This is a genomic window from Pontimicrobium sp. MEBiC06410, from assembly GCF_053601615.1.
The window spans coordinates 1-21,984 of sequence record NZ_JBSHNT010000122.1 but is presented as its reverse complement, the minus strand read 5'-3'; the positions used below and the strand labels follow the sequence as shown (position 1 = coordinate 21,984).

17 protein-coding genes are annotated in these 21,984 nt (G+C 30.9%); 6 read left to right on the top strand and 11 right to left on the bottom strand.

Features of this window, described 5'->3' with window-relative positions; genetic code table 11:
• Window positions 1-4: 4 nt before the first annotated feature.
• The 3 genes from ACVC08_RS01405 to ACVC08_RS01395 form a co-directional block, all read right to left on the bottom strand.
• Window positions 5-1,231: a Glu/Leu/Phe/Val dehydrogenase dimerization domain-containing protein gene (locus ACVC08_RS01405; RefSeq protein ID WP_452600699.1), complete on the bottom strand. Its 1,227-nt coding sequence runs from the start codon at window positions 1,229-1,231 to the stop codon at window positions 5-7.
• 215 nt (window positions 1,232-1,446) lie between these two features.
• Window positions 1,447-1,860, bottom strand: coding sequence for a DUF1801 domain-containing protein (locus ACVC08_RS01400; protein ID WP_452600698.1), 414 nt, complete (start codon window positions 1,858-1,860; stop codon window positions 1,447-1,449).
• Between the two features lie 44 nt (window positions 1,861-1,904).
• Window positions 1,905-2,981 carry an anhydro-N-acetylmuramic acid kinase gene (locus tag ACVC08_RS01395; RefSeq protein WP_452600697.1) on the bottom strand — a complete coding sequence of 359 codons (1,077 nt, stop codon included), beginning with the start codon at window positions 2,979-2,981 and terminating at the stop codon, window positions 1,905-1,907.
• A 91-nt stretch (window positions 2,982-3,072) separates the two neighbouring features.
• Between ACVC08_RS01395 and ACVC08_RS01390 the strand changes: the two genes are divergently transcribed.
• Entirely contained in the window at window positions 3,073-4,215 is a 1,143-nt protein-coding gene (locus ACVC08_RS01390) for an acyl-CoA dehydrogenase (RefSeq protein WP_452597054.1), read from the top strand.
• A gap of 84 nt (window positions 4,216-4,299) precedes the next feature.
• Here ACVC08_RS01390 and ACVC08_RS01385 read toward each other — a convergent pair whose 3' ends face one another.
• The 4 genes from ACVC08_RS01385 to ACVC08_RS01370 form a co-directional block, all read right to left on the bottom strand.
• Window positions 4,300-5,106 (bottom strand): GLPGLI family protein, encoded by an 807-nt coding sequence (locus ACVC08_RS01385; RefSeq protein ID WP_452600696.1) that lies wholly within the window; start codon window positions 5,104-5,106, stop codon window positions 4,300-4,302.
• Window positions 5,107-5,189: 83 nt separating this feature from the next.
• A complete protein-coding gene (locus ACVC08_RS01380; RefSeq protein WP_452600695.1) occupies window positions 5,190-7,634 on the bottom strand; it encodes a helix-turn-helix domain-containing protein in 2,445 nt (814 codons plus the stop codon).
• Window positions 7,635-7,812: 178 nt separating this feature from the next.
• Window positions 7,813-8,733, bottom strand: coding sequence for a YitT family protein (locus tag ACVC08_RS01375; protein ID WP_452600694.1), 921 nt, complete (start codon window positions 8,731-8,733; stop codon window positions 7,813-7,815).
• Between the two features lie 79 nt (window positions 8,734-8,812).
• Window positions 8,813-9,568, bottom strand: coding sequence for a helix-turn-helix domain-containing protein (locus ACVC08_RS01370; RefSeq protein ID WP_452600693.1), 756 nt, complete (start codon window positions 9,566-9,568; stop codon window positions 8,813-8,815).
• Between the two features lie 240 nt (window positions 9,569-9,808).
• Between ACVC08_RS01370 and ACVC08_RS01365 the strand changes: the two genes are divergently transcribed.
• From ACVC08_RS01365 to ACVC08_RS01345, 5 genes are all read left to right on the top strand, one after another.
• A complete protein-coding gene (locus tag ACVC08_RS01365) occupies window positions 9,809-10,204 on the top strand; it encodes a molecular chaperone Tir (RefSeq protein ID WP_452598285.1) in 396 nt (131 codons plus the stop codon).
• Window positions 10,205-10,215: 11 nt separating this feature from the next.
• Window positions 10,216-10,935, top strand: a complete 720-nt coding sequence (locus ACVC08_RS01360; RefSeq protein WP_452600692.1) for a PspA/IM30 family protein — start codon at window positions 10,216-10,218, stop codon at window positions 10,933-10,935.
• A 92-nt stretch (window positions 10,936-11,027) separates the two neighbouring features.
• Window positions 11,028-11,666, top strand: a complete 639-nt coding sequence (locus ACVC08_RS01355) for a hypothetical protein (protein ID WP_452600711.1) — start codon at window positions 11,028-11,030, stop codon at window positions 11,664-11,666.
• 106 nt (window positions 11,667-11,772) lie between these two features.
• Window positions 11,773-13,872, top strand: coding sequence for a flotillin family protein (locus ACVC08_RS01350; protein ID WP_452598287.1), 2,100 nt, complete (start codon window positions 11,773-11,775; stop codon window positions 13,870-13,872).
• Between the two features lie 118 nt (window positions 13,873-13,990).
• The gene (locus ACVC08_RS01345) at window positions 13,991-18,850 is read left to right on the top strand and encodes a DNA repair ATPase (RefSeq protein ID WP_452600691.1); all 4,860 of its coding nucleotides are present in this window, start codon (window positions 13,991-13,993) and stop codon (window positions 18,848-18,850) included.
• Window positions 18,851-19,113: 263 nt separating this feature from the next.
• Here ACVC08_RS01345 and ACVC08_RS01340 read toward each other — a convergent pair whose 3' ends face one another.
• The 4 genes from ACVC08_RS01340 to ACVC08_RS01325 all read right to left on the bottom strand — a co-directional run bounded on the left by ACVC08_RS01340 (window position 19,114) and on the right by ACVC08_RS01325 (window position 21,728).
• The gene (locus ACVC08_RS01340) at window positions 19,114-19,911 is read right to left on the bottom strand and encodes a hypothetical protein (RefSeq protein ID WP_452600690.1); all 798 of its coding nucleotides are present in this window, start codon (window positions 19,909-19,911) and stop codon (window positions 19,114-19,116) included.
• A 12-nt stretch (window positions 19,912-19,923) separates the two neighbouring features.
• On the bottom strand, window positions 19,924-20,379 hold the full coding sequence (locus ACVC08_RS01335) for a hypothetical protein (RefSeq protein WP_452600689.1): 456 nt from the start codon (window positions 20,377-20,379) through the stop codon (window positions 19,924-19,926).
• A complete protein-coding gene (locus ACVC08_RS01330) occupies window positions 20,351-20,938 on the bottom strand; it encodes an RHS repeat domain-containing protein (RefSeq protein WP_452600688.1) in 588 nt (195 codons plus the stop codon). Before ACVC08_RS01330 ends, ACVC08_RS01335 begins: the two co-directional genes overlap by 29 nt.
• A gap of 274 nt (window positions 20,939-21,212) precedes the next feature.
• On the bottom strand, window positions 21,213-21,728 hold the full coding sequence (locus tag ACVC08_RS01325) for a hypothetical protein (protein ID WP_452600687.1): 516 nt from the start codon (window positions 21,726-21,728) through the stop codon (window positions 21,213-21,215).
• Between the last annotated feature and the right edge of the window lie 256 nt (window positions 21,729-21,984).

Below are 21,984 nucleotides of genomic sequence, written 5' to 3'. Positions count from 1 at the left end.
ATTTTTATACCAATTGTTTTAATGCTATTTCAAATGCCGTTTTACTTATTTCTGTTTTACTAGAACTTTTATCGTAAACGTTTTGAATTGCTTGTTTTATAATGTTTGATGTGTCTTGAAAAATGGCCTCATCTGTCATTTGTACTTTACGTTCCATAAAGTAGGCGAACACTCTAGCCATTCCACAGTTTGAAATAAAATCTGGAATTAAACTTACTTTCTCATCTGTGTGTTCCATAATTGAGCCAAAGAAAATTTCTTTATCTGCAAATGGCACATTTGCTCCACAAGAAATTACTTCTAAGCCAGTACTTATCATTTGATCTATTTGATCTTGAGTAATTAACCTAGATGCTGCACATGGGGCAAATATTTCTGTTTCTAAAGACCAAATTTTCTCATTCATCTCTGCAAACGGAATCATATTATCTGTTGCTAATGTATTTCCGTTTTTGGTTAAAAAGAACTTAGTAATTTCTTCGAAAGTAAATCCGTTTTCATTAATAACTCCTCCAGAAATATCTATAATACCAACAATTTTGGCTCCCATTTGTGCTAAATAGTATGCCGCTGCAGACCCAACATTTCCAAATCCTTGAACTATAGCTCGTTTTCCTACAACGCTACCGCCATAAATTTCGTAATAGCTTTTTACAGCTTCGGCAACTCCGTAACCTGTAATCATATCTGCTACAGTATACTTTCTTGCTACGTCTGGTGAGAACCCTGGGTTTTCAATAACTTTAATTACACCTTGACGTAACTGCCCTATTCTATTAATTTTATCGGCTTCTGTTGGTTTAAAATGTCCATTAAAAACACCTTCTTGCGGGTGCCAAACTCCAGATTCTTCTGTAATAGGTATAACTTCATGGATTTCATCTACATTTAAGTCTCCTCCTGTTCCGTAGTAACTTTTTAATAATGGAGAAACGGCTTTATACCAACGCTCTAAAACACCTTTTTTTCTAGGATCTTTTGGGTCGAAGTTTATTCCCGATTTTGCTCCTCCTATGGCAGGTCCAGATACTGTAAATTTCACTTCCATAGTTTTAGCAAGCGACAAAACTTCATTAACATCTAACCCTTTTCTCATTCTGGTTCCTCCTCCTGCAGCACCACCTCTAAGAGAGTTTATTACGGTCCAACCTTCTGCTTCTGTTTCAGAGTCCTTCCAATTAAATATTATTTCTGGTGTTTTATTTTCGTACTTTTTTAATAATTCTTTCATGTATAGTGTGATTGATTCTTCTTTAACTTTAATAATTTATCCCTTTAAATTTTATTAAAGTGTAGCTAAAGCTGATTCATAAGTGGAAAGTTTTTCAGTTTATTAGCAACAAATATAAAAAACTAAAAATGGCTTTAAAAATAAAGCCATTTATATTATTAAATTTATTTAAGTTATCTATAATTTCGAATTCTTTTTTCTCATTTCCATAAAAATTAATGCCACCTATTTGTTTTACTCTTTTCTATTAATTGTTTTAAAAGCTCAACATTTACATCTGCCAATTTATTAATATATAAGCATCCTTTTCCAAATTTACATTTCCCTAATTTTACAAGTATATCTTCTTCTTTGCTAATATCTAACGTTAAATAGATGGTTATTTTCGTTTTTCTTGGAGCAAAGCCTAAGTTAAACCATTCAAACTCGTCCTTACCTCCTTTGCGCTTGTATTTATACTTACCAAAACCTATAATAAAATTATCTCCCCATATTTTTGGTTCAACACCTGTTATTGCTTTCATTATAGACAAGAGTTTTTTGCTATCTTCTTTTTTAGAAGAATTTTCTATTGTTTCTATAAATGCTGAAACACTTTTATTGGTTTCTTTAGTTACTAGCCCATACATATTTTTAAATTTAACTAAATTACCTTTTTATTAAACTATACAAATTAACCATTTTTAATAGTAAAGACTTTACCCGAAGAATGGTCCCTACTTGCTCCTGTTACACTCGCTAAACAATTAGTTTCGTTTCTTAATTTTAAAACGCCTAAAAACCCAAAAATTAAAGCTTCTTTATATTCTATTGTTTCTTTTGAAGGTATTATTATTTTAGTATGATTGCTCAAAGCCTCTATTCGTTCTATTAAAAATGTATTAAATACACCTCCTCCAGTTATTAATAACGAAGCTTCTACTTTTTCATTAATCACTTTTACTATTTGAATAGCGATATGCTCAACTACAGTTCGTAAAATATTCTCTACTGAAAGATTAAAACTATTAATTAACGGAAATACGATTTCTTTTACCCATTCTAAACCTAATGATTTTGGATAGGTTTCTTTGTAAAACGGAATACTGTTTAACTCGTTTAATAACTCCAGTTTTACACTTCCTTTTGAAGCTAGTGCTCCTTTATCGTCATAGTCTAAACCTAATTTTGAAACATAAGCATTTAATACAATATTTACTGGACAGATATCGAAAGCTATTCGTTTAGAATCTATTATGGTAGATACATTAGCAAAACCGCCTAAGTTTACACAATAATCATATTTAGCAAACAATAATTGATCTCCTATTGGTACTAAAGGCGCCCCTTGCCCACCTAAAGCAACATCTTGTACTCTAAAATCGCAAACTACTGTTTGTTGTATTAAGCTTGCTAATTGAGGTAAATTCCCTATTTGATAGGTTAATTGCTCTTCAGGTCTGTGTAATGCCGTATGCCCATGAGAGCAAACTGCATCAATATCTTGTATATTATACTTTTCTACAAAGTTATTTATTACTCCTGCTAAATATATAGTGTAATCTGTATCTAAACTTTGTAATTCTTCTTTAGTATGATCGACAAGTTCCTTTAATAAACTCATCCAACTTTCAGGATAAGGGATTGTTTCTGCTTTACCTATTTTAAAGCTCCAATTTTTATTATAATTAAAAGTAACTAGTGCTAAATCTATTCCATCTAATGATGTTCCGGACATTACGCCTATTACTTTATATTCGCTTTTTATCATATAAAGTAAAAATAGGAATATCTGTTGAATAAACGCTAATAAAAGGCTATATTTGCACTCTTATTTTATCAAATCAACAATTATTACAATTATGGATTTTAGCCTTACAGAAGAACATTTAATGATACGCGACGCTGCTCGTGATTTTGCACAAACCGAATTATTACCTGGTGTTATAGAACGTGATGAGAAACAAGAGTTTCCTCAAGAATTAGTTCGTAAAATGGGAGATTTAGGATTTATGGGTATTATGGTAGACCCTAAATACGGAGGAAGTGGAATGGATGCTATTTCTTATGTTCTTATTATGGAGGAATTATCTAAAATTGATGCTTCTGCCTCAGTAATGGTTTCTGTAAATAACTCATTAGTTTGTTATGGTTTAGAATCTTATGGAACAGAAGAACAAAAACAAAAGTACCTTACTAAATTAGCTACAGGAGAATTTATTGGAGCATTTTGTTTAAGTGAGCCTGAAGCTGGTAGTGATGCAACTTCGCAAAAAACTACTGCTATAGACATGGGAGACCATTACGTTTTAAACGGTACAAAAAACTGGATTACTAATGGTGGGCGTAGCGATGTTTATTTAGTAATTGCGCAAACAGACAGAGAAAAAGGACACAGAGGTATTAATGCTTTTATTGTTGAAAAAGGCATGGAAGGTTTCGATGTTGGACCAAAAGAAGACAAATTAGGTATTAGAGGTAGTGATACTCATACTTTACAATTTAACGATGTAAAAGTACCTAAAGAGAATAGAATTGGTGAGGATGGATTTGGTTTTAAATTCGCCATGAAAACTTTATCTGGTGGACGTATTGGTATTGCTTCTCAAGCCTTAGGTATTGCAGCTGGTGCATACGAATTAGCACTTAAATACTCTAAAGAGCGTAAAGCATTTGGCACAGAGATTTGTAACCACCAAGCGATTGCTTTTAAATTAGCTGATATGGCTACAGAAATTGAAGCGGCACGTCTATTAGTTATGAAATCTGCATGGGATAAGGATCAAGGTAATAACTACGATATGTCTAGTGCAATGGCAAAATTATACGCCTCTAAAGTAGCAATGGAACAGACTGTTGAAGCTGTACAAATACATGGTGGTAATGGTTTTGTTAAAGAATACCATGTAGAGCGTTTAATGCGTGATGCAAAAATTACTCAGATTTACGAAGGTACTTCAGAGATTCAAAAAATTGTAATTTCTAGAGGTGTTATCAAAGGTTAATCCTTGAAACTATAGAATATAAAAAAGGCTTTAAAGTTTACATTTTAAAGCCTTTTTCTATTATAGTAATTAATGCAAATTAACTTATCGTCGTCTTCCTCTATTATTTCTCATTTCTTGCATTTTACTTACAATAATTTCTTTGTATTCTAATTTAGCAATTTCTTTCCCTCTATCTGGCGCTTCTATTTTAACTTTCTCTTCTGGATTTATTGTTATTTTATAACACAACATTGTTGTATTATCTGCGCTTACTTCTAAAATTAACCCTGGTAATCCCCAATACTCTAATGGGCCTTGACTTATTGGAATTTGTGGTGTATACCAAGCTTCTACAGCTGTCATTGGCATCTCTCCTTCTTTTTGGTTTTCTTTTTGCCTAAGTTCGCTCCACGAAAAGCTATACCATTTTAAACTAGCTGTAGGCATAGTAGCTGTAGCTTTATAACAATTATAATCTCCTATTTTTTTAGTTTCTGTACTTAGTTTCCAGTCTATTTTTTGTAATTTATCTTTTACTAGAAAACGCTTTCCATAAAATTCTTGATTTTGAATTAATACATTCGTTTTTACATTTTTATATTGATCTCCAGCCGTAAAGTTTTTACCCCACGAATCTGTAGCGCCCGATATAGCATCTAGCTTTTCATCTTCTACAAATATAGATTCTGCCTTATTAAAGGTTAATACATACGTTTTTTCTAGTCTATTTTTTAATCGCTCTTTAATTTGTTTTTTTTGAACTTCACTCATTTTTGCTCCCCAACGCCCTAAATCCATAGTCGATTTAGAAAAATAATATGCTTTGCCCTGAAAGTCTTGTGCAAAAACTGTTAGCGTAATTAAAAAAGTGATTAATGAGATCTTAATTTTTTGTTGAGAATATTTCATAAGACAATTATAATTTAATTTTGTTTAACAAATTTAAACATTAATTAAACAAAATTATTTAATTATTATAATATTAACAACTTTTATCTGCTCTTGCTTAGTTCATTCAAAACCAAGCGCAACTCGCCATAGGTATATTTATCGTCTATTTGATGTTTTAAATCCGATAGATTTTCAAAGGTATATTTAGGGATTAACTCCTTTAATTCCTTGTAGTGCTCTTTAGAAACTAAATCCGTGATTTTGATTTCTCCAGTAGGTATAAAACTAGCTAAATGCCCAATAATAGTAGTCTCATTTAATTCTCTAGTATTAGCTATTTCTTGTATTGTTTTACCGTCCTGAAATAATTTTAAAGATTCTTTTTTAGTATCTCCTTTTTTACGTTTTGGCTTGTCGCTTTCAAATAAATCTACTTCTTCAGAAACTTCTATATCATTTTCATCACAGTATTCTCTAATCACTTTTAAAATGGCACTTCCGTATTTTTCTACACGTGTTTTTCCCATACCATTAACTTCTAACAACTCACTTTTGTTAGTAGGTAAGGTTTCGCAGATTTCGTACAAAGCTTTCTGTGTAAATACTTGGTAATGTATTAAATCTTTTTCTTGAGCAATCTCATTTCTTAACACACGTAGCAATTCGAATAACTCAATATTTGTAGTGCCATCTATAACAGATTTTCTAGATTTTTTTGGTTTTTCTTTAGCTAAGAATACCGTTTTGGCGCGTAACTCTAAAAAGGTTTTTGTATTAAAACCATTAGATAAGCCTTTAAAGTATAATTTTTTAGCAGCCAATTGCTCTTCTAAATCATCTAACTGTTTTGTAATATCCTTTTCTAATGCTTTATTATCTGTGGTAAAACTAAAGGTGTTAAATGGAGTGTTAATCTGGTCTTCGGTTTGTGTTTTAAAATAAGCAATAGCTTTAACAAAACGCTCGTTAATTGCAGTATTGGTTTCTGGAATTCCTTTAGTTTCTATAACCAAATTATTAAGTTGCGATTTAAAATTAGCCCCAACTTTAAGCAAATTAGTAACACTGTCCTTAATTGTATTTAATGGTGTTTCCAAATTTCCTTCAATACTTCCTCGGTTTTTATAATAGATATCTAGAATACGCCTAACTGGATATAAAAATTTAAAAAAGTCGAATAACTCTGCTATTAAATTTAGCTGAAACTCAGCTTCAGATTTTTGTAAGTCTTTCTCATCAGGCTGATGTTCTTCAGCATATTTTGTAAATGATAACACATTGCTATCACTAATAATATGGCTAGAGTTTATTTTACTTTTTAAAACTAATCCTTCTAACGATTTGCATCGACTTAAAGCCACGTAAGTTTGCCCGTGTGCAAAAGCACCTTGTGCATCTATAATTGCTTTTTCGAACGTTAAGCCTTGACTTTTATGTATTGTAATAGACCACGCCAATCGCAATGGCATTTGTTTGTAAGATCCTATTTTATCTTCGGTAATCTCTTTAGTTTCTGGGTCTACTGTATAGTTAATATTCTCCCATTCTTCAGGAGTTGTTATAATATTAAAATCATCATCAGGGCATTTTACAACCACTTCATCCTTATCTAATAAAATAACCTTACCTATCTTTCCATTAAAATAACGTTTTTCGGTAGAACTGTCATTTTTAACAAACATAACTTGCGCCCCAACTTTTAATACTAACTCTTCTTTATTAGGGTAAGCATATTCTGGAAACTTCCCTTCTATACTTGCTTTATATACTTGTTCTTTAGAGGTTAATTTGTCTAGCTCTGCATTATTGGTCTGCTCTGCCCTATTATTATGTGTTGTTAACGAAATGTAACCATCTTCTTCGTTAGGCACAAAATTAGGTTTGTAGCGTTTATTTAACTCATTAGCAGAGGCTTCTGATAAAGTATTGGTTCTAATTTCGTTTAAAATTTTTATAAACTTGGGATTGTCTTGCCTAAAAATATGCTTCAACTCTACGGTGACCGCTTGGCATTCTTGATATGCGTGGCTGCTAAAGAAAAATGCATTTTTATAAAACGGTTTAAGCAAATGCCATTCGTCCTCTTTTATTACTGGCGAAAGCTGTTGTAAGTCGCCAATCATTAACAATTGCACCCCGCCAAATACTTTGTTTTTGTTTCTAAAACGGCGTAATGTTTTATCTATACCATCCAATAAATCGGCACGGACCATACTAATTTCATCAATAACTAATAGGTCTAAAGATTTAATAATATTAATTTTCGTTTTATTAAATTTTCTATTAAACCCTTTAGAATTACCTAAATCTTCGTTGGGCAAAATTGGTCCAAAAGGCATCTGAAAAAACGAATGTATCGTTACTCCTTTTGCATTAATTGCCGCTACACCTGTAGGCGCAACAACAACCATTCGCTTTAGGGATTCCATTTTAAGTCTATGTAAAAAAGTCGTTTTACCTGTCCCAGCTTTACCCGTTAAAAATACATTTCTCCCTGTATTATTTATAAAACTCCAAGCTAACTCTAATTCTTTGTTTACCTCCATTACATCTGGTTACATATAAACATTGAATATACATAAATTGAATAATTTTTACGGTGGGTTTTTAAGAAAAATATAAACTGCGTTATCTTCTATATCTTTTTAAGTTGCATTTATAGAATAAGCTATTAAAAATGAAACAAAATCTTATAAAAACAACTTAACGCAACACTTGTTTATTCTATATTTCTTTTACGTCTTGAGTACTTAACACTTTATCTTTATTAGTGTTTCCAGATAACTGCTTTAAACGTTCCTTAGAAAGGAATTTGGTATAAATACCGCCTTTAATGTTATTAACATCAAACTCAATAATAAAAGCATTTTTATCAATAGAGTCAATTAAGTTATAGGTACGTCTAATATCTATTCTATTAATTACCGTATGAATAATTTCCTTATTAGGTTGCACCCCTCGTTTACCAAACCCGCCTAAACCTTGATACAAGGTCGTGCCAGCACCTACAGTTTTTATAAGTTCTTGATTGATTTTATCTATTTTTTCAGACATAATCATTAAACCAACATAATCTTCAAAACCTTCAATCATTAAATCAATAACCTTAGCAGTAACAATAAAAGTTAAAATAGAATACATGGCCACTTCTATAGATAACAATAACGCAGTAGCTGCAAACAAAATAATATTAAAAAACAGAATAACTTTACCTATACTTATTCCCAAACGGTCGTTTATAAAAATGCCTAATATCTCAGAACCATCTAAAACAGCACCATTTTTTATGGTTAAACCTATTCCAGCACCTAAAAAAAGACCTCCAAATATGGCAATAAGCAACTTATCGTCTGTTATTGCTGTAAAGTTTTCGAAATGAATAATGATTGCTAATGCAATAATAGAAAGTACCGATTTAGTAAAAATTCTTTTTGTTAAACTAAAATAGGCCAGTGCTAAAAATGGCACACTTACAATTAATAAAACATACGAAATATTAAAATTGAAAATCTCGCTAAGTAAAATAGCAATACCAGTGGCTCCTCCATCTAAAAAGCCATTAGGCAATAAAAACATTTTTAAGCCAACACTTGCAAGAAGAATACCTATTGCAATCTGAATAATCTCTGATAACAATTGTTTCATATTTTTTATGTTCTTGTTTTCATGTATTAAAATGCTATAAACATTCTAAAAATTACTCAATTGATAATAACACGAAGCGTTACATACGGTTTTTTAATTTCACGAACTCTTGTTCTAAGAACAGTAATTTCTCTTCTAACAAATCATTAAATTCAGGTAATCGTTTAAAAAAAACATAACGTATGCGCCATAACTCATCTACCTCTCCTAGCTCATAAACTTTATCTTCTATATTTTTATGATCTGCACGTAATACCATTTCGTTTTTTGTTACATATAGGCTTCGTAATATCAACTCACCCTTTACTAAAACTAAAACAATAGTACCATTATTTAGTTTTTTGATTATATTTTTAGGAACAAACTCCCCTATCACTATATCTTTAGGAAAAAAACCTTTATCATGACTTGTCATTTCTAGATTAGCAACTGTAAAGGCTCTAAATGTCTTTTCTGTATTAATTGGAAGATGCACTTTAGGCATATCTTTAATAAAATTCTCTTTATTAAAATATTTAATATAATCTTTTGAGTTTTGCTCAGTAATACAAGGAATAGTTGCAAATTGCTCTCTTACTAAAGTTTCGTTAGCTATTGTTAAGTCCCCTTTAAAGCGCAACAATTCATTTACAGTTAATTCCGATGTTAGCAATGCATCTATAGATATGCTAAAATAATTAGCAATTTTAATAATAGTTTCTATCTTCGGCTCACTCCTACCTTCCTCGTAAGCCCCTAAAGTCGCACGTTTCAGATCGAAAACCTCAGCAAAAGCTTGTTGACTCAAACCTTTTACTCCTCTTATTTTTTTTATATTTTTTCCAAAAAAAGACATAAATTGCTAATTTTATTTGCAAAATGAAAAATAAATTGTATATTTACACTAACAATATTAGCTAATACTTTTGAATTATGCTAATTATTTTAGATAATTCAACAAAAAAACGAATCATTTCACAAGAAAAAAACCAAAATTATGGCAGCAATTATATTCCACATTTCCTGCTTAATATTACAAACATTTTTGTAATATTAATCTAAATTTAAAACTGTAAAAACTATTAATTTATAGCTAATGAATGACCACTATTTAAAGACTAAAAACTTCTTATTAGAACTAAATGTAAATATTGTAAAAGAAGATATTAACGAAGGCATCATTGTTATTGAAAAAGAAGATTTTGGTATTAAAAATCTAATCATAGGTATTGCTTCACCTATATTAATTATGGAGCAATTTATTTTTAAAATAAACCAACCTAGTGAAGAAATTTTTAAGCATTTACTTAAAAAAAATCGAGACATTATACACGGCGCTTTTGTTTTAGACGAAACTTATGAGCGTGTTATTTTTAGAGACACCTTACAATTGGAGAATTTAGATTTAAATGAATTGGAAGGTAGTTTAAATTCGCTTGGTTTATTATTAAGTGAATATTCAGAGCAAATAATTAATTTTTCAAAATATTAAAAAAATACATTATGAACATTTTTAGAAGACTATTTAAGATAGGTCAGTCCGAAACAAATTCGGCTATAGACAAAATGGAAGATCCCATTAAAATGACCGAACAAGGCATTAGAGATTTACGCAGTGACCTTGAAAAAAGCATAGAATCCTTAGCTCAAGTAAAAGCTTTAGCTATACGTGCAAAAAACGATAAGGAAAATACCGCTAATAAAGCAGACGATTACCAACAAAAAGCAATGCTTATTTTGCAAAAAGCAGAAAGTGGTAACTTAGATAGTGCTGAGGCAGACAGATTAGCTAAAGAAGCTTTAATAAAAAAGGAAGAAGCCAACCAGCAATCAAATCAACACGAAGCCGAAGTTAATAAGTTAAATACTTCTGTATCCCTATTAGAAAAGAATGTAAAAGAGATTAAAACTAATATTCAAAAATGGGAAAACGAATTAAAAACCTTAAAAGCTCGTGTAAAAGTCTCTAAAGCAACCAAAAACCTAAACAAACAAATGTCCGAACTGGATAGCTCTGGCACGGTTTCAATGCTGGAACGCATGAAAGACAAGGTCTCTCAAGAAGAAGCTTTAGCTGAAGCTTATGGAGATATTGCTAACACCAACGAAAGTACAGATGACCAAATAGATAAAGCCATTAATACCATCGAAAATGCAGCTGAAAATGATTTAGCAAAACTTAAAGAACAATTAAAATTAAATAAAAACAATAAACAAGCTTAATATTGACTTCACTAACCGACATATTATTTTCTAGCGCTAATATTACATTAACCATACTTGTACTTCTTCTTATTGTATATTGGCTAATTACCATGATTTCTGGTATTGATTTCGATTTAGATATCGATGTCGATATAGACGTTGATGTGGATGTAGATGCCGATGTAGATATCGATTCTGGTATAGAAGGCGGCAATGTAGATTTTCATGACATTGCTAATACCGAAGTCAATAAAGAAGATGTTATTGGTAAACGTCGCAAATCTTTAAAAGGATGGCAAATTGTATTAATCTACTTCAATTTTGTTGGACTTCCTTTTATGTTTACTTTTACTTGTTGGATTTTTATTTGGTGGATTTGTACTACAGTAAGTACATCTATAACTCATAGCTTCGACAACTCATTTGGCTTTATACTTATGCTATTAGCTATATTACCATCTCTTATTTTAACAAAAATAGTGACTACACCGTTTAAAGGCTTCTTTAAAAACTTAAATCAAGATGGAGATGCACCCGTAGATTTTATTGGAAGACGAGGCACATGTTTATCTAATATTAAAGACAATAAATTAGGCTCAGCAGAAATTATTGTAAATGGCGATACGCTATCCATTAATATTAAATCTCTAGAAGGGTTTCCTATACAATTTAGAGACTCCATATTAATTATTAAACCAAGTCATGATAAATCATTTTATTATGTACAAAAATATATTTCAGAAGTATAACTTTACACTTCTATGTAGTACAAACTAGTAAAAAAGAAAAAATCCGAAAATAAAAAATGTCGGTATATATATTAACTAAAAACTAAATTAAACACGAATTAAAACTATGGATAACTTACCACAAATTATAGGAATAGGATTTGGACTCATTCTATTCCTAGTTATTGTTTATTTTGCAATCATTGCCATGTTCTACAAAAAGGTTCCACAAGGGGAAGCTTTAGTTAGAACTGGTTTTAAAGGAACTAAAGTCGCTACCGATAGAGGTATGTACGTCGTTCCTGTATTTCACCGTGTAGAAATAATGGATATTTCTGTAAAAAAGATTCAAATTGAACGTTTAGGTAATGATGGATTAGTTTGTAAAGATAATATGCGCGCAGACATTAAAGTCGCCTTTTTTGTTAGAGTAAACAACGAAGTAGAATACATTAAAAAAGTGGCTCAAACTATTGGTTGCGAAAGAGCTTCAGACATTGCTACATTAGAAGAATTATTTGAAGCTAAATTTTCTGAAGCCTTGAAAACAGTTGGTAAAAAATTCCAATTTACAGAGCTATACGAAGCCAGAAGAGAATTTAGAGATGAAATTGTAGATATTATTGGTACAGATTTAAACGGCTATACTTTAGAAGATTGTGCTATAGATTATCTAGAACAAACCCCAGTTAGCTTCTTAAAACCAGATAATATTTTAGATGCAGAAGGCATTAAAAAGATTACTGAATTAACAGCTAATCAAAATGTTAAAGCTAACCTAATTAAGCGAGACGAAGAAAAAGTAATTCGTAAGCAAGATGTTGAAGCTCGTGAAGCCATATTAGAATTAGATAAGCAATTGGCAGAAAAAGAAGAGCAACAACGCAGAGAAATCTCGAATATAAAAGCACGAGAAGAAGCAGAAATTTTAAAAGTAGCAGAAGAGGAGCGTTTAAAATCGGAATCGGCACGAATAGCCACGCAAGAAAAAGTTAAAGTAGCCGAAGAAAACATGGAGCGTCAAATTATTGTTGCTGCAAAAAACAAAGCCCGTACTGAAGCTGTAGAAACAGAACGTGTAGAAAAAGATAGAATGTTAGAAGCTACAGAGCGCGAACGTATTGTAACCCTGGCACAAATTGAAAAAGAAAAAGTTGTTGAAGTAGAAAAGAAAAACATTCAAGATGTTATTCGAGATAGAGTGATGTTAGAAAAAGGGGTGGTTGAAGAGCAAGAAAACATGAAAGATATTGAAGCTTTTAAAACTGCAGATCGTGATAAGCAAGTAAAAATAACAGTTGCGCAAGCTAACGCAGAAGAAGCATTAATTAAAACTATTAAAGCAGCAGAAGCGCAAAAAGAAGCAGCAAAACAAAAAGCAGAGGAAATTAACATTGAAGCGCAAGCACAAAAAGAAGCTAGCGAAAAAGAAGCAGAAGCACGTAAAACATTAGCAGAAGCAACAGCTAAAGAAGAAGCAACCATTGGTTTATCTGAAGCACAAGTAATGCATGCAAAAGCAGATGCACATGAGCGTCAAGGCCTAGTAGAAGCTAATATTATTGAAAAGAAAGCAAAAGCTGAAGCGGCTGGTATACTAGCAAAAGCAACAGCTATTAAAGAAGAAGGCGTTGCAGAAGCAGAAGTTATTAAAGAAAAAGCACTTGCAGAAGCAATTGGTAATAAAGAAATTGCTTTAGCTGAAGCTGTAGGTATAGAAGAGAAGGCCGAAGCTATGAAAAAGCTTAATGGTGCTGGTAAAGAACATGAAGAGTTTAAACTACGTTTAGAAAAAGAATTAAAAGTAGACCTTGCACATATTAACATACAAAAAGACATCGCAGATGCACAAGCTCAAGTTATTGGTGATGCCTTAAAAGCTGCTAATATTGATATTGTAGGTGGAGAAACCATGTTCTTTGATCAAATTATTGGACAAATTACTAAAGCCAAAGGTATAGATCGTTTAGTACAACATAGTGATAACATACAAGATGTTAAAGATGCTATATTAGGTAGCGATGATGTAAAAGGCAACCTTTTAGATAAAGTAAAAGAATTTGCTAGTAAATATGGTATCTCTTCAGAAGACATTAAAAATCTAACAGTAGCTAATTTATTAGTAGATTTAAAACAACGTTCATCTGGAACACAAGAAGAAAGCTTATTTAGCAATTTGTTTAACCTAGCCAAAGGTTTAGGTTTATCAGACAAAAAATTATCGTAATACACTCAAAAACCTCATAGGTTTTTAAATCTATGAGGTTTATACATCTCTGCCTATTTTTAACAACCAAAGCACCTTCTAGGTTCTTGTTTTTTCAAAATTCAGCTATAAAACTTATATGGACAACCAAAATACTTCGCAGCAATTAGATGGCGGCACTTATGAAATTATTCAAAGTAGATTGCAAAAACAAAAACAGCAATTACAAGAACAATTGCATAAACTAAACGATGCCAGGAAACATGTTTTTGGGACTATCGAAACCAAACTAATAGCTAACGATAGAATTAATACCGAAAACAATTGCATTGCGCGCGATATTGTGTCTTTAGGTAATACATCTATATTTGGTTATAATGTACATTTTGGTTTACGCACAGACATAAAATTATCTGATGTATTTAGCATATACGAGTTTAAAGACAATCATTTCCACAACCTATCTTTAGACCTATTAAACGATACTATTTTTATCAACGATTTCACCAATCTATATAAATATTATAGAAATACCATCTTTTCAAAATTTGCCATTATTGGTAATTACTTACACATGGTATTTCAGTTAAGCGAAAGTAATACAGATATAAAAACATTTAAGTGGCTTATTAAAGGAGATACGCTTGAGTATGTTGATAATAGAAGTGAGCATGAATATCAATTCCCCAATCAACACGAGTTTCAATGGCAAGAAGTAACGCGAGATATGCATCGCTATGGCTTACATCCGCATATTTCTATTTTAGACAAAGTATTTGTTGAAACTGTTGGTGGCGATTTAACCATTAAAATTGAAGATAATACCGATAATGGTAAAGGCATACTAGACGAGCCCGTTTTACATACAGATCAAACCTTAGACGATGGGCAATTTAAGTTTGCAGATTTAGGTAATTTAGTCGTTTTAGAAATAAAACCATTCCAAGAAGCCCCCCGTTATTTTGTTTACAACCATAAATTACAAGATGTACAAAAAATTAACAGTATAAAAGATACTGCGGTAAAATTACCAGACGATCATGGCCTTATTTTCCCTAACGGATATTATTTACAAACTGGAGAATATAAGCTATTCGAGAACGATGCTGTAGATGTAAAGTTTCAGAAAAAAATAGCCTCTCCAAATGGAGAAGATTTCTTATACATATTCTATGCAAGTATTCGTGGGCTTTACATATTAATGTCCTACAATATTATAGAGCAAGAGGTAAAAACCCCTATTATTTGTAACGGTTTTACGGTGCTAAACAATGGTGAATTATGCTATTTCCGCACCGAGAATGAACAAACAAAACACCATGTTATTCAAATTTGGCAAACACCTTATTTAAAAGGCAATTTAATGCCCTCTCAACATCAAGACACCTTACTTTATAAAATAGGTAATAAAGATATTGTTCGTGCAATGGCCGAGTGTTATGAACTGATAAAATTATTAAGTAAAGAAGATAATTATACAGGGCTTTACGATGATATTGCTAAAATATCTAAAGACATAAACGACACTTATTATTGGTTACCAGAAGAAGAAACTTACCAATTAAATAAACCGCTTCTAGAAATAAACCAAGCCGCAAATGCTGCTATTGAGGAGTTTGAAAAAGTAGTACAATTAAAAAAGCAAGCGGCAAAGAGTACGCAATTAATTAACGAAAAATCATCAGCACTTTTAGGAAAAATAAAAAGTACTTCCTTTAAATCCATAGACGATTTTGTTGGTTTATTAAGTCAATTGCGAAGTTTACGAGGCGAAGTTATTAGCTTACGAGATATTCGTTATATAAATGTAGCCTTATTAGAAGAACTAGAAGAGCAAGTTGCAGAGCAAAACACTTTAATTTCTAAACGCTGTGTACAGTTTTTACTAGACGATAAAGCCTTAGAACCGTACCATAAACGAGTAGAAGAAAAAGAAAAAAGTCTACCAGAAATACAAAAGGTTATAAAAGCAAAAGCTTTAGAAAAAGAAGTCAATCAAATTACCACAGATTTGGAAATGTTGATTGATATTGTTTCCAATTTAGAAATTGAAGACACCTCGCATTCTACCAAAATAATAGATAATATCTCTTTAATTTTTGCCACATTAAATCAATTAAAAGCGGGAATTAAAAACAAGATAAAATCGCTAGGAAGTAAAGAAGCTCAAGCCGATTTTGTAGCGCAGTTAAAATTAATAGACCAAAGTATTATTAATTATATAGACATAGCAAATACACCAGAAAAATGTGATGAGTTTTTAACAAAAACATCTATCCAGCTTGAAGAATTAGAAGGTAAATTTGCAGATTTTGAAACCTTTATTACCCAAATAATAGAAAAACGTGAAGAGATTCATAATGCTTTCGACGCACGTAAAAATGCATTAATTGAAAAGCGAAATAAAAGGACAGTAGCATTACAAACTGCTTCAGAACGTATTTTAAAAGGCGTTGTAAAAAAAGCACAAACCTTTACTTCTATAGAAGATATAAACGGTTATTTTGCTGCCGATTTAATGATTAACAAAGTTAGAAACCTTATTGAGCAACTTAAAGAACTTGACGATGTTGGTAAAGCAGAAGCTATACAAACCCAATTAAAAGTTGCAAAAGAAGATGCCTTGCGTAAGCTAAAAGATAAGCAAGAGCTTTACGAAGATGGCGAAAACATTATTAAGCTGGGGAAACATAAATTTGGAGTTAATAAACAAATATTAGACTTAACTATTGTTTATAAAAACGATAAACTGTTTTATCATTTAACTGGGACAGATTTTTATGAAGAAGTAACAAACGATATCCTTTTACAATCTCAAAAGTATTGGAATCAAGAATTAGTTTCAGAAAACAACACGGTGTATCGCGCTACTTATTTAGCTTATAAAATTTTTATTGCGTTAAATAACACTACAGATTTACTAAGTAAATCTAAAGAAGAACTACTAACTATTGTTCAAAAAGAAAGCAGTAATTTATATTCCGAAGGTTATGTAAAAGGGGTACACGATGTAGATGCTAGTTTAATCTTACACACATTAGTGCATCAACATCACGAATTAGGACTGCTTACCTATACGCCAAAAGTAAGAGCTTACGCGCAGTATTTTTGGCACAGTTTACCAGAAGACAAACAAGCACAATTTAACACGTCTATAAAAACATCTGGTGAAGTTTTAAAAGTGTTTCCTAATAGTACTGCTTATGGTTTTATTATAGAGGAATTAGCCATAAGTATCAAAGAATTTGCAAATAATACAGGGTTATTTCCTTCTCAAAATAACAAAGAAATTGCGAACTATATATTTGAAGAATTACAAACAAACAACACTTTTCAAAATAGCAGTAATGCTTTACATTTAAAAGAAGATTTTATAAAATACTTATCTAAAAAAGAAGCCCTACGCACTTATAAATTAAGTCTTGAAAAATTAAGTTCGTTATTCGAAAAAATACAAATAACACAGCAATGGTTACACTCTTTTGTTGTTACTAATGCTAATAAAAATGAAAACTATATAGAAGAAGCAACTTGTATGCTACTTTTTGAATCGGCTGCTAATGCTGTTATTAAAAACGTTTCAGACACCTTAACTGTTACAAATTTAAAAGGAAATCATGTAACTATTAACGAAGGGAACTGGAGCATGAATTATCATGACTTCTCGAAGGTATTAAACCATTTCTGTACAATTGAAATTCCTAATTTTATAAACTATAAAGAAGCAAAGCAGAACGTTACCGAGAAGTTAAAAGAAGAACTAAAGTTAGAAGAATTTAAACCAAAAGTACTCTCCTCTTTTGTTCGTAATAAACTTATAAATCAGGTATACTTCCCTATTATTGGAGATAATTTATCTAAACAATTAGGTACTATTGGCGATAATAAACGTACAGACCGTATGGGACTATTATTATTAATATCGCCACCAGGATATGGAAAAACAACCTTAATGGAATACATTTCTAACCGATTGGGATTAGTATTTATGAAAATAAATGGCCCAGCTATTGGCCATGACGTTACCTCTGTAGACCCTATGGCTGCAAACAATTCGGCCTCTAGAGAAGAGTTAAAAAAACTAAACTTAGCATTAGAAATGGGAGACAATGTCATGCTCTATTTAGACGATATTCAACACTGTAATCCAGAGTTTCTACAAAAATTTATATCCCTTTCTGATGGTACTCGAAAAATTGAAGGGGTTTACAAAAACAAGCCTAAAACCTATGATTTACGTGGTAAGAAATTTTGCGTTATTATGGCTGGGAATCCGTACACAGAAAGTGGCGATAAATTCCAAATCCCAGATATGTTAGCTAACCGTGCAGATATTTATAATTTAGGTGATATTATTGGAGATACCGCTCATTTATTTAAGCTAAGTTTAATTGAAAATGCATTAACCTCTAACCCCGTATTACACCAATTAAGTAGTAAATATTTTGAAGATGTTTATACCCTTATAGATAAAGTTGAAAATAATACGCAAGAGGTTAATTTAAAAGGAAACCATACCAAACAAGAGGTACAAGATTATATTGCTGTGTTACAGAAAGCCATTATGGTTAGAGATACAATAATAAAAGTAAATCAAGCCTATATACAATCGGCGGCTATGGAAGATGAATATCGTACAGAGCCTTCATTTAAGTTACAAGGATCGTATCGTGATATGAATAAATTAATTGCCAAGATTGTTCCTATTATGAATGACGAAGAATTACAACGTTTAGTACTATCTCATTACGAAAGCGAATCGCAAACTTTAACCTCTTCAGCTGAAGCCAATTTATTAAAATATAAAGAGCTTATAAATAAACAATCTCCTGAGGAGCTTGACCGTTGGACAACAATTAAAGACGTTTTTGTTAAAAACAATAAACTAAAAGGCTTTGGCGATAAAAACGAAATGGCGCAAGTATTAAGTCAAATGATGGCCTTTAGTGATCATTTACAAGGTATACAGGAGGTTTTGAAGAAAGGGTTAGATAAATAACAGCCCTAGTTGTACATTTTAAGTAAAAAAACAGTAATACGTCAGTTCTAGTGATTTTTCAGGAACGAGGAATTGTATCGAGAACCTTTTTAGAGACAATGTTAAAACAAAAAGAAGTAACAACTTCTTGATATAATTTTATTGCGTTGCTCCAATACAAATCAAAAAAAGCTGAACAATGTTAACATTGTTCAGCTTTAATTTATAATTTTAATCCTTTAATAATCTGTATGTTATTTAGGACTAGATATCTGTTTTATTTTTTACCTGTCCTTATCTGTAACACTACTCAGTACAGGAATGATTGCGTAATCAATTTTATTACTGATTAAAATTTCTTTTAGTTTAACATCAAAAATATTTATGTCATCAGAACAGACAGTTGAAAAAGAACCATTTTTAAACCTAATAAAAGATATTTTTGTACTGTCATTTATATATTCAAAGTGCTTATAAGGTCTAATTTTTTCTTTTAATTTCTTTTCTAACTGCCCAGATACCTTATGGTTACCTTGATAAAAAACATATGATGTTGAATAAGGGATTGATAGACTATTTCCAGAATATAAATCATTATCTACAAAGTTCCTACATAAGTAATCTTCTTCTACTGATATTTTAAATAGTAAAACATCTTTTCCTTTAGTATAAAAAATGTCCTTAAAACTCCAGTTATTTATAACATTATTAGCAGAAAATATTGAGTATTCGTCTTTTGATGTTGAATAAGAAGGACTTTCTAAATTATCATCAGTTTTATCAATACCAAAAGAATAGATTGAAAGAGATTGATTAAAACTATCATATTTAAAATTTATTCCATATTCTAAAATATTTTTAATGTTCTCGTTATTTTTCAACCATTTAAGCATTTTATTAAAATCCTTATTATTACTTGGCACATTATCCAATCTACTAATTGAATAATGTTCGATTCTTTCTGTTAAAATTGAAGATTCGTCGTTATATATATTGACATATTTTTTAAAGCTATAATATTTAAATAATAAATAGCCACATATAATAAGAATAATAAAGAAAATTATTTTAGTACGTTTCATAGTTATTATAAATTATTTTTCTTGGCGACCTAATTCACGCCAAGCTTTTTTATTTTTTGGACCAAATATTAATCTTATAGTCGAACTTTGCCCTAAATGATATTGATAGTAATTCCCTTTACTTCCTTTAAGTACTGTACTATCTCCTTGATAAGGTATTTTAAAGAATTCAATTCTATCAGCAAATCTATCTTTTTCATCTACTTTTTGAATTCTAATTAATATATTATACGATTCATTGTCATATTCTAAATTAGTTCTAAAAGAGAAATATTGACTTCCTACAGGAAACTGTGATGCAAAACTCAAGTCTATAGGATCAAACGTAGTTGCTTCGTTTAAAACTTTTTCATACCCATCAGCATCTTTATTTTTTCTTGCAATTTCTAACTTAGCATTTTTTTCTTTTTGGGCTGCAACATGACGTGTAAGCGCTTCTTTATATGCTTTTTTTAACAGGCTCTTCATAATAGTTTTTAAGATCAAAGCTTGGCTGAGATTCAAATTGGTTCCAAATCCAAGGGCTATCCTCTTTTTTAATTACTTTTCTTATTGTTTTACCTCCATATTTTACACCAGCTTTTTCAGATGTTATGTTTGCATCCCAATAATAATTCTTTCCGCCATTTTTACTTACCCAATCTTCTGGAGCCATACCATCTGTGTCTGTAAAGAAAATAGGATTATTAAAAGCATAATTATAAGGGGAATGCCTACGCATTTGTTCAGCTAGAGGATCAATATTCATCCAACCTCCAATAGCGGGGTCGTAATTACGTGCTGTAATATCTATCCAATCCATACTAAATTCACTCTGTTCTTCTTTTCCACCAAATCCATAAGGATGATGTTCCCCAATAATAACGTTATTATACCCCTGTTGCTTTAATCCAAAAGGGTAAAAATTATGTTCTTCTACAATTTCACTTTGGTAACCATTACTAGCATCGATATCTATAGTATTATCGTCATTATAATCGGAATACGCTAAACGAATATTCCCTAAATGGTCTTTATATTGGCACACATATCTATAACTGTTTCCGTGCGGTGTACTCGTACCTCCACTAGAAAAATACTAGGCTACATCGGGGATTTGTAGAATCTTTATTTTAAGGCCTCTAACAAACTTTCTCTTTTTTCAATATATCTAAGAACGTATAAAAACAGTAGCTAGTATTTTTTCTAACTACTGTTTTTCAATTATTTATCTATTTCTTTTTTTATATGTCCTAATTTGAAACACTACCCTACCGGACTAGACATTTGTTTTATTTTTTGCCTGTCCTACATATGGAACACTACATTACCCCATTACCCCAATTTTCATTATTTACCCTCGAGATATATTTTAAAATTTTATGTTTTAGAGGTTGAGGAATCCATTTAGCTTTTTTCTCATGGTAAAGGTAATCTAATAGTTCTGTTTTATAAAGTTTTGATTTCAGTAATAAGTCTAAACATAGAATTGACCAGTAGGAAGATTCCATATTAAATGCTGTTTCCGTTATTTGAATAATTGGAAAAAAATCAAAAATTGATAAGTCATTTTCTTTTAATTCTTCAATCTTATCATTGACTGTTCTAATTATCAAATCACTTGGTAATTCAAGAATATTAAAGAATACTATATAGTTTTTTTCATTATTTTTTATGAGATAAAAGTTGTTGTTGTTTTTTATTATCCAACCATCATTAGTGACCCCATATCTAAATGAAATATCCTTAAAATTACCTATTTCTAGGTATTTGATATTTTTATCCTTATAACTAATTAGTTTCCCTTTATTTTCTATTATTTGTTTAATATTTCTCATTTCTAATTAAAAAGATGGCCCATTACTATGAATCATATTTTGTCCTGTTTGATTCTTTAAAAAGTTTTGAAATTGCGTTCTTATTTCTGATGTCCAATTTTGATGATAGTGGCCTGACTGGACATGCTATATTTGACAGGACAGTAAGAAGCGAGTTTATATATTTATAAACTTTAATAAAATAACAATGTCAAAACCACGAAATTTTTACACCAAAGAATTTAAACATAAAGCTGTAGAGCTTAGTTATGCAAAA

What these genes read in the sequence shown, in the direction of transcription:
- ACVC08_RS01380 (WP_452600695.1), bottom strand. Translation starts at nt 7,634, where the DNA reads ATGGAGGTAAACAAAGAATTAGAGTTAGCTTGGAGTTTTATAAATAAT.
- ACVC08_RS01350 (WP_452598287.1), top strand. Translation starts at nt 11,773, where the DNA reads ATGGATAACTTACCACAAATTATAGGAATAGGATTTGGACTCATTCTA.
- ACVC08_RS01340 (WP_452600690.1), bottom strand. Translation starts at nt 19,911, where the DNA reads ATGAAACGTACTAAAATAATTTTCTTTATTATTCTTATTATATGTGGC.
- ACVC08_RS01385 (WP_452600696.1), bottom strand. Translation starts at nt 5,106, where the DNA reads ATGAAATATTCTCAACAAAAAATTAAGATCTCATTAATCACTTTTTTA.
- ACVC08_RS01390 (WP_452597054.1), top strand. Translation starts at nt 3,073, where the DNA reads ATGGATTTTAGCCTTACAGAAGAACATTTAATGATACGCGACGCTGCT.
- ACVC08_RS01400 (WP_452600698.1), bottom strand. Translation starts at nt 1,860, where the DNA reads ATGTATGGGCTAGTAACTAAAGAAACCAATAAAAGTGTTTCAGCATTT.
- ACVC08_RS01335 (WP_452600689.1), bottom strand. Translation starts at nt 20,379, where the DNA reads ATGAAGAGCCTGTTAAAAAAAGCATATAAAGAAGCGCTTACACGTCAT.
- ACVC08_RS01345 (WP_452600691.1), top strand. Translation starts at nt 13,991, where the DNA reads ATGGACAACCAAAATACTTCGCAGCAATTAGATGGCGGCACTTATGAA.
- ACVC08_RS01325 (WP_452600687.1), bottom strand. Translation starts at nt 21,728, where the DNA reads ATGAGAAATATTAAACAAATAATAGAAAATAAAGGGAAACTAATTAGT.
- ACVC08_RS01355 (WP_452600711.1), top strand. Translation starts at nt 11,028, where the DNA reads ATGATTTCTGGTATTGATTTCGATTTAGATATCGATGTCGATATAGAC.
- ACVC08_RS01365 (WP_452598285.1), top strand. Translation starts at nt 9,809, where the DNA reads ATGAATGACCACTATTTAAAGACTAAAAACTTCTTATTAGAACTAAAT.
- ACVC08_RS01375 (WP_452600694.1), bottom strand. Translation starts at nt 8,733, where the DNA reads ATGAAACAATTGTTATCAGAGATTATTCAGATTGCAATAGGTATTCTT.
- ACVC08_RS01360 (WP_452600692.1), top strand. Translation starts at nt 10,216, where the DNA reads ATGAACATTTTTAGAAGACTATTTAAGATAGGTCAGTCCGAAACAAAT.
- ACVC08_RS01395 (WP_452600697.1), bottom strand. Translation starts at nt 2,981, where the DNA reads ATGATAAAAAGCGAATATAAAGTAATAGGCGTAATGTCCGGAACATCA.
- ACVC08_RS01405 (WP_452600699.1), bottom strand. Translation starts at nt 1,231, where the DNA reads ATGAAAGAATTATTAAAAAAGTACGAAAATAAAACACCAGAAATAATA.
- ACVC08_RS01370 (WP_452600693.1), bottom strand. Translation starts at nt 9,568, where the DNA reads ATGTCTTTTTTTGGAAAAAATATAAAAAAAATAAGAGGAGTAAAAGGT.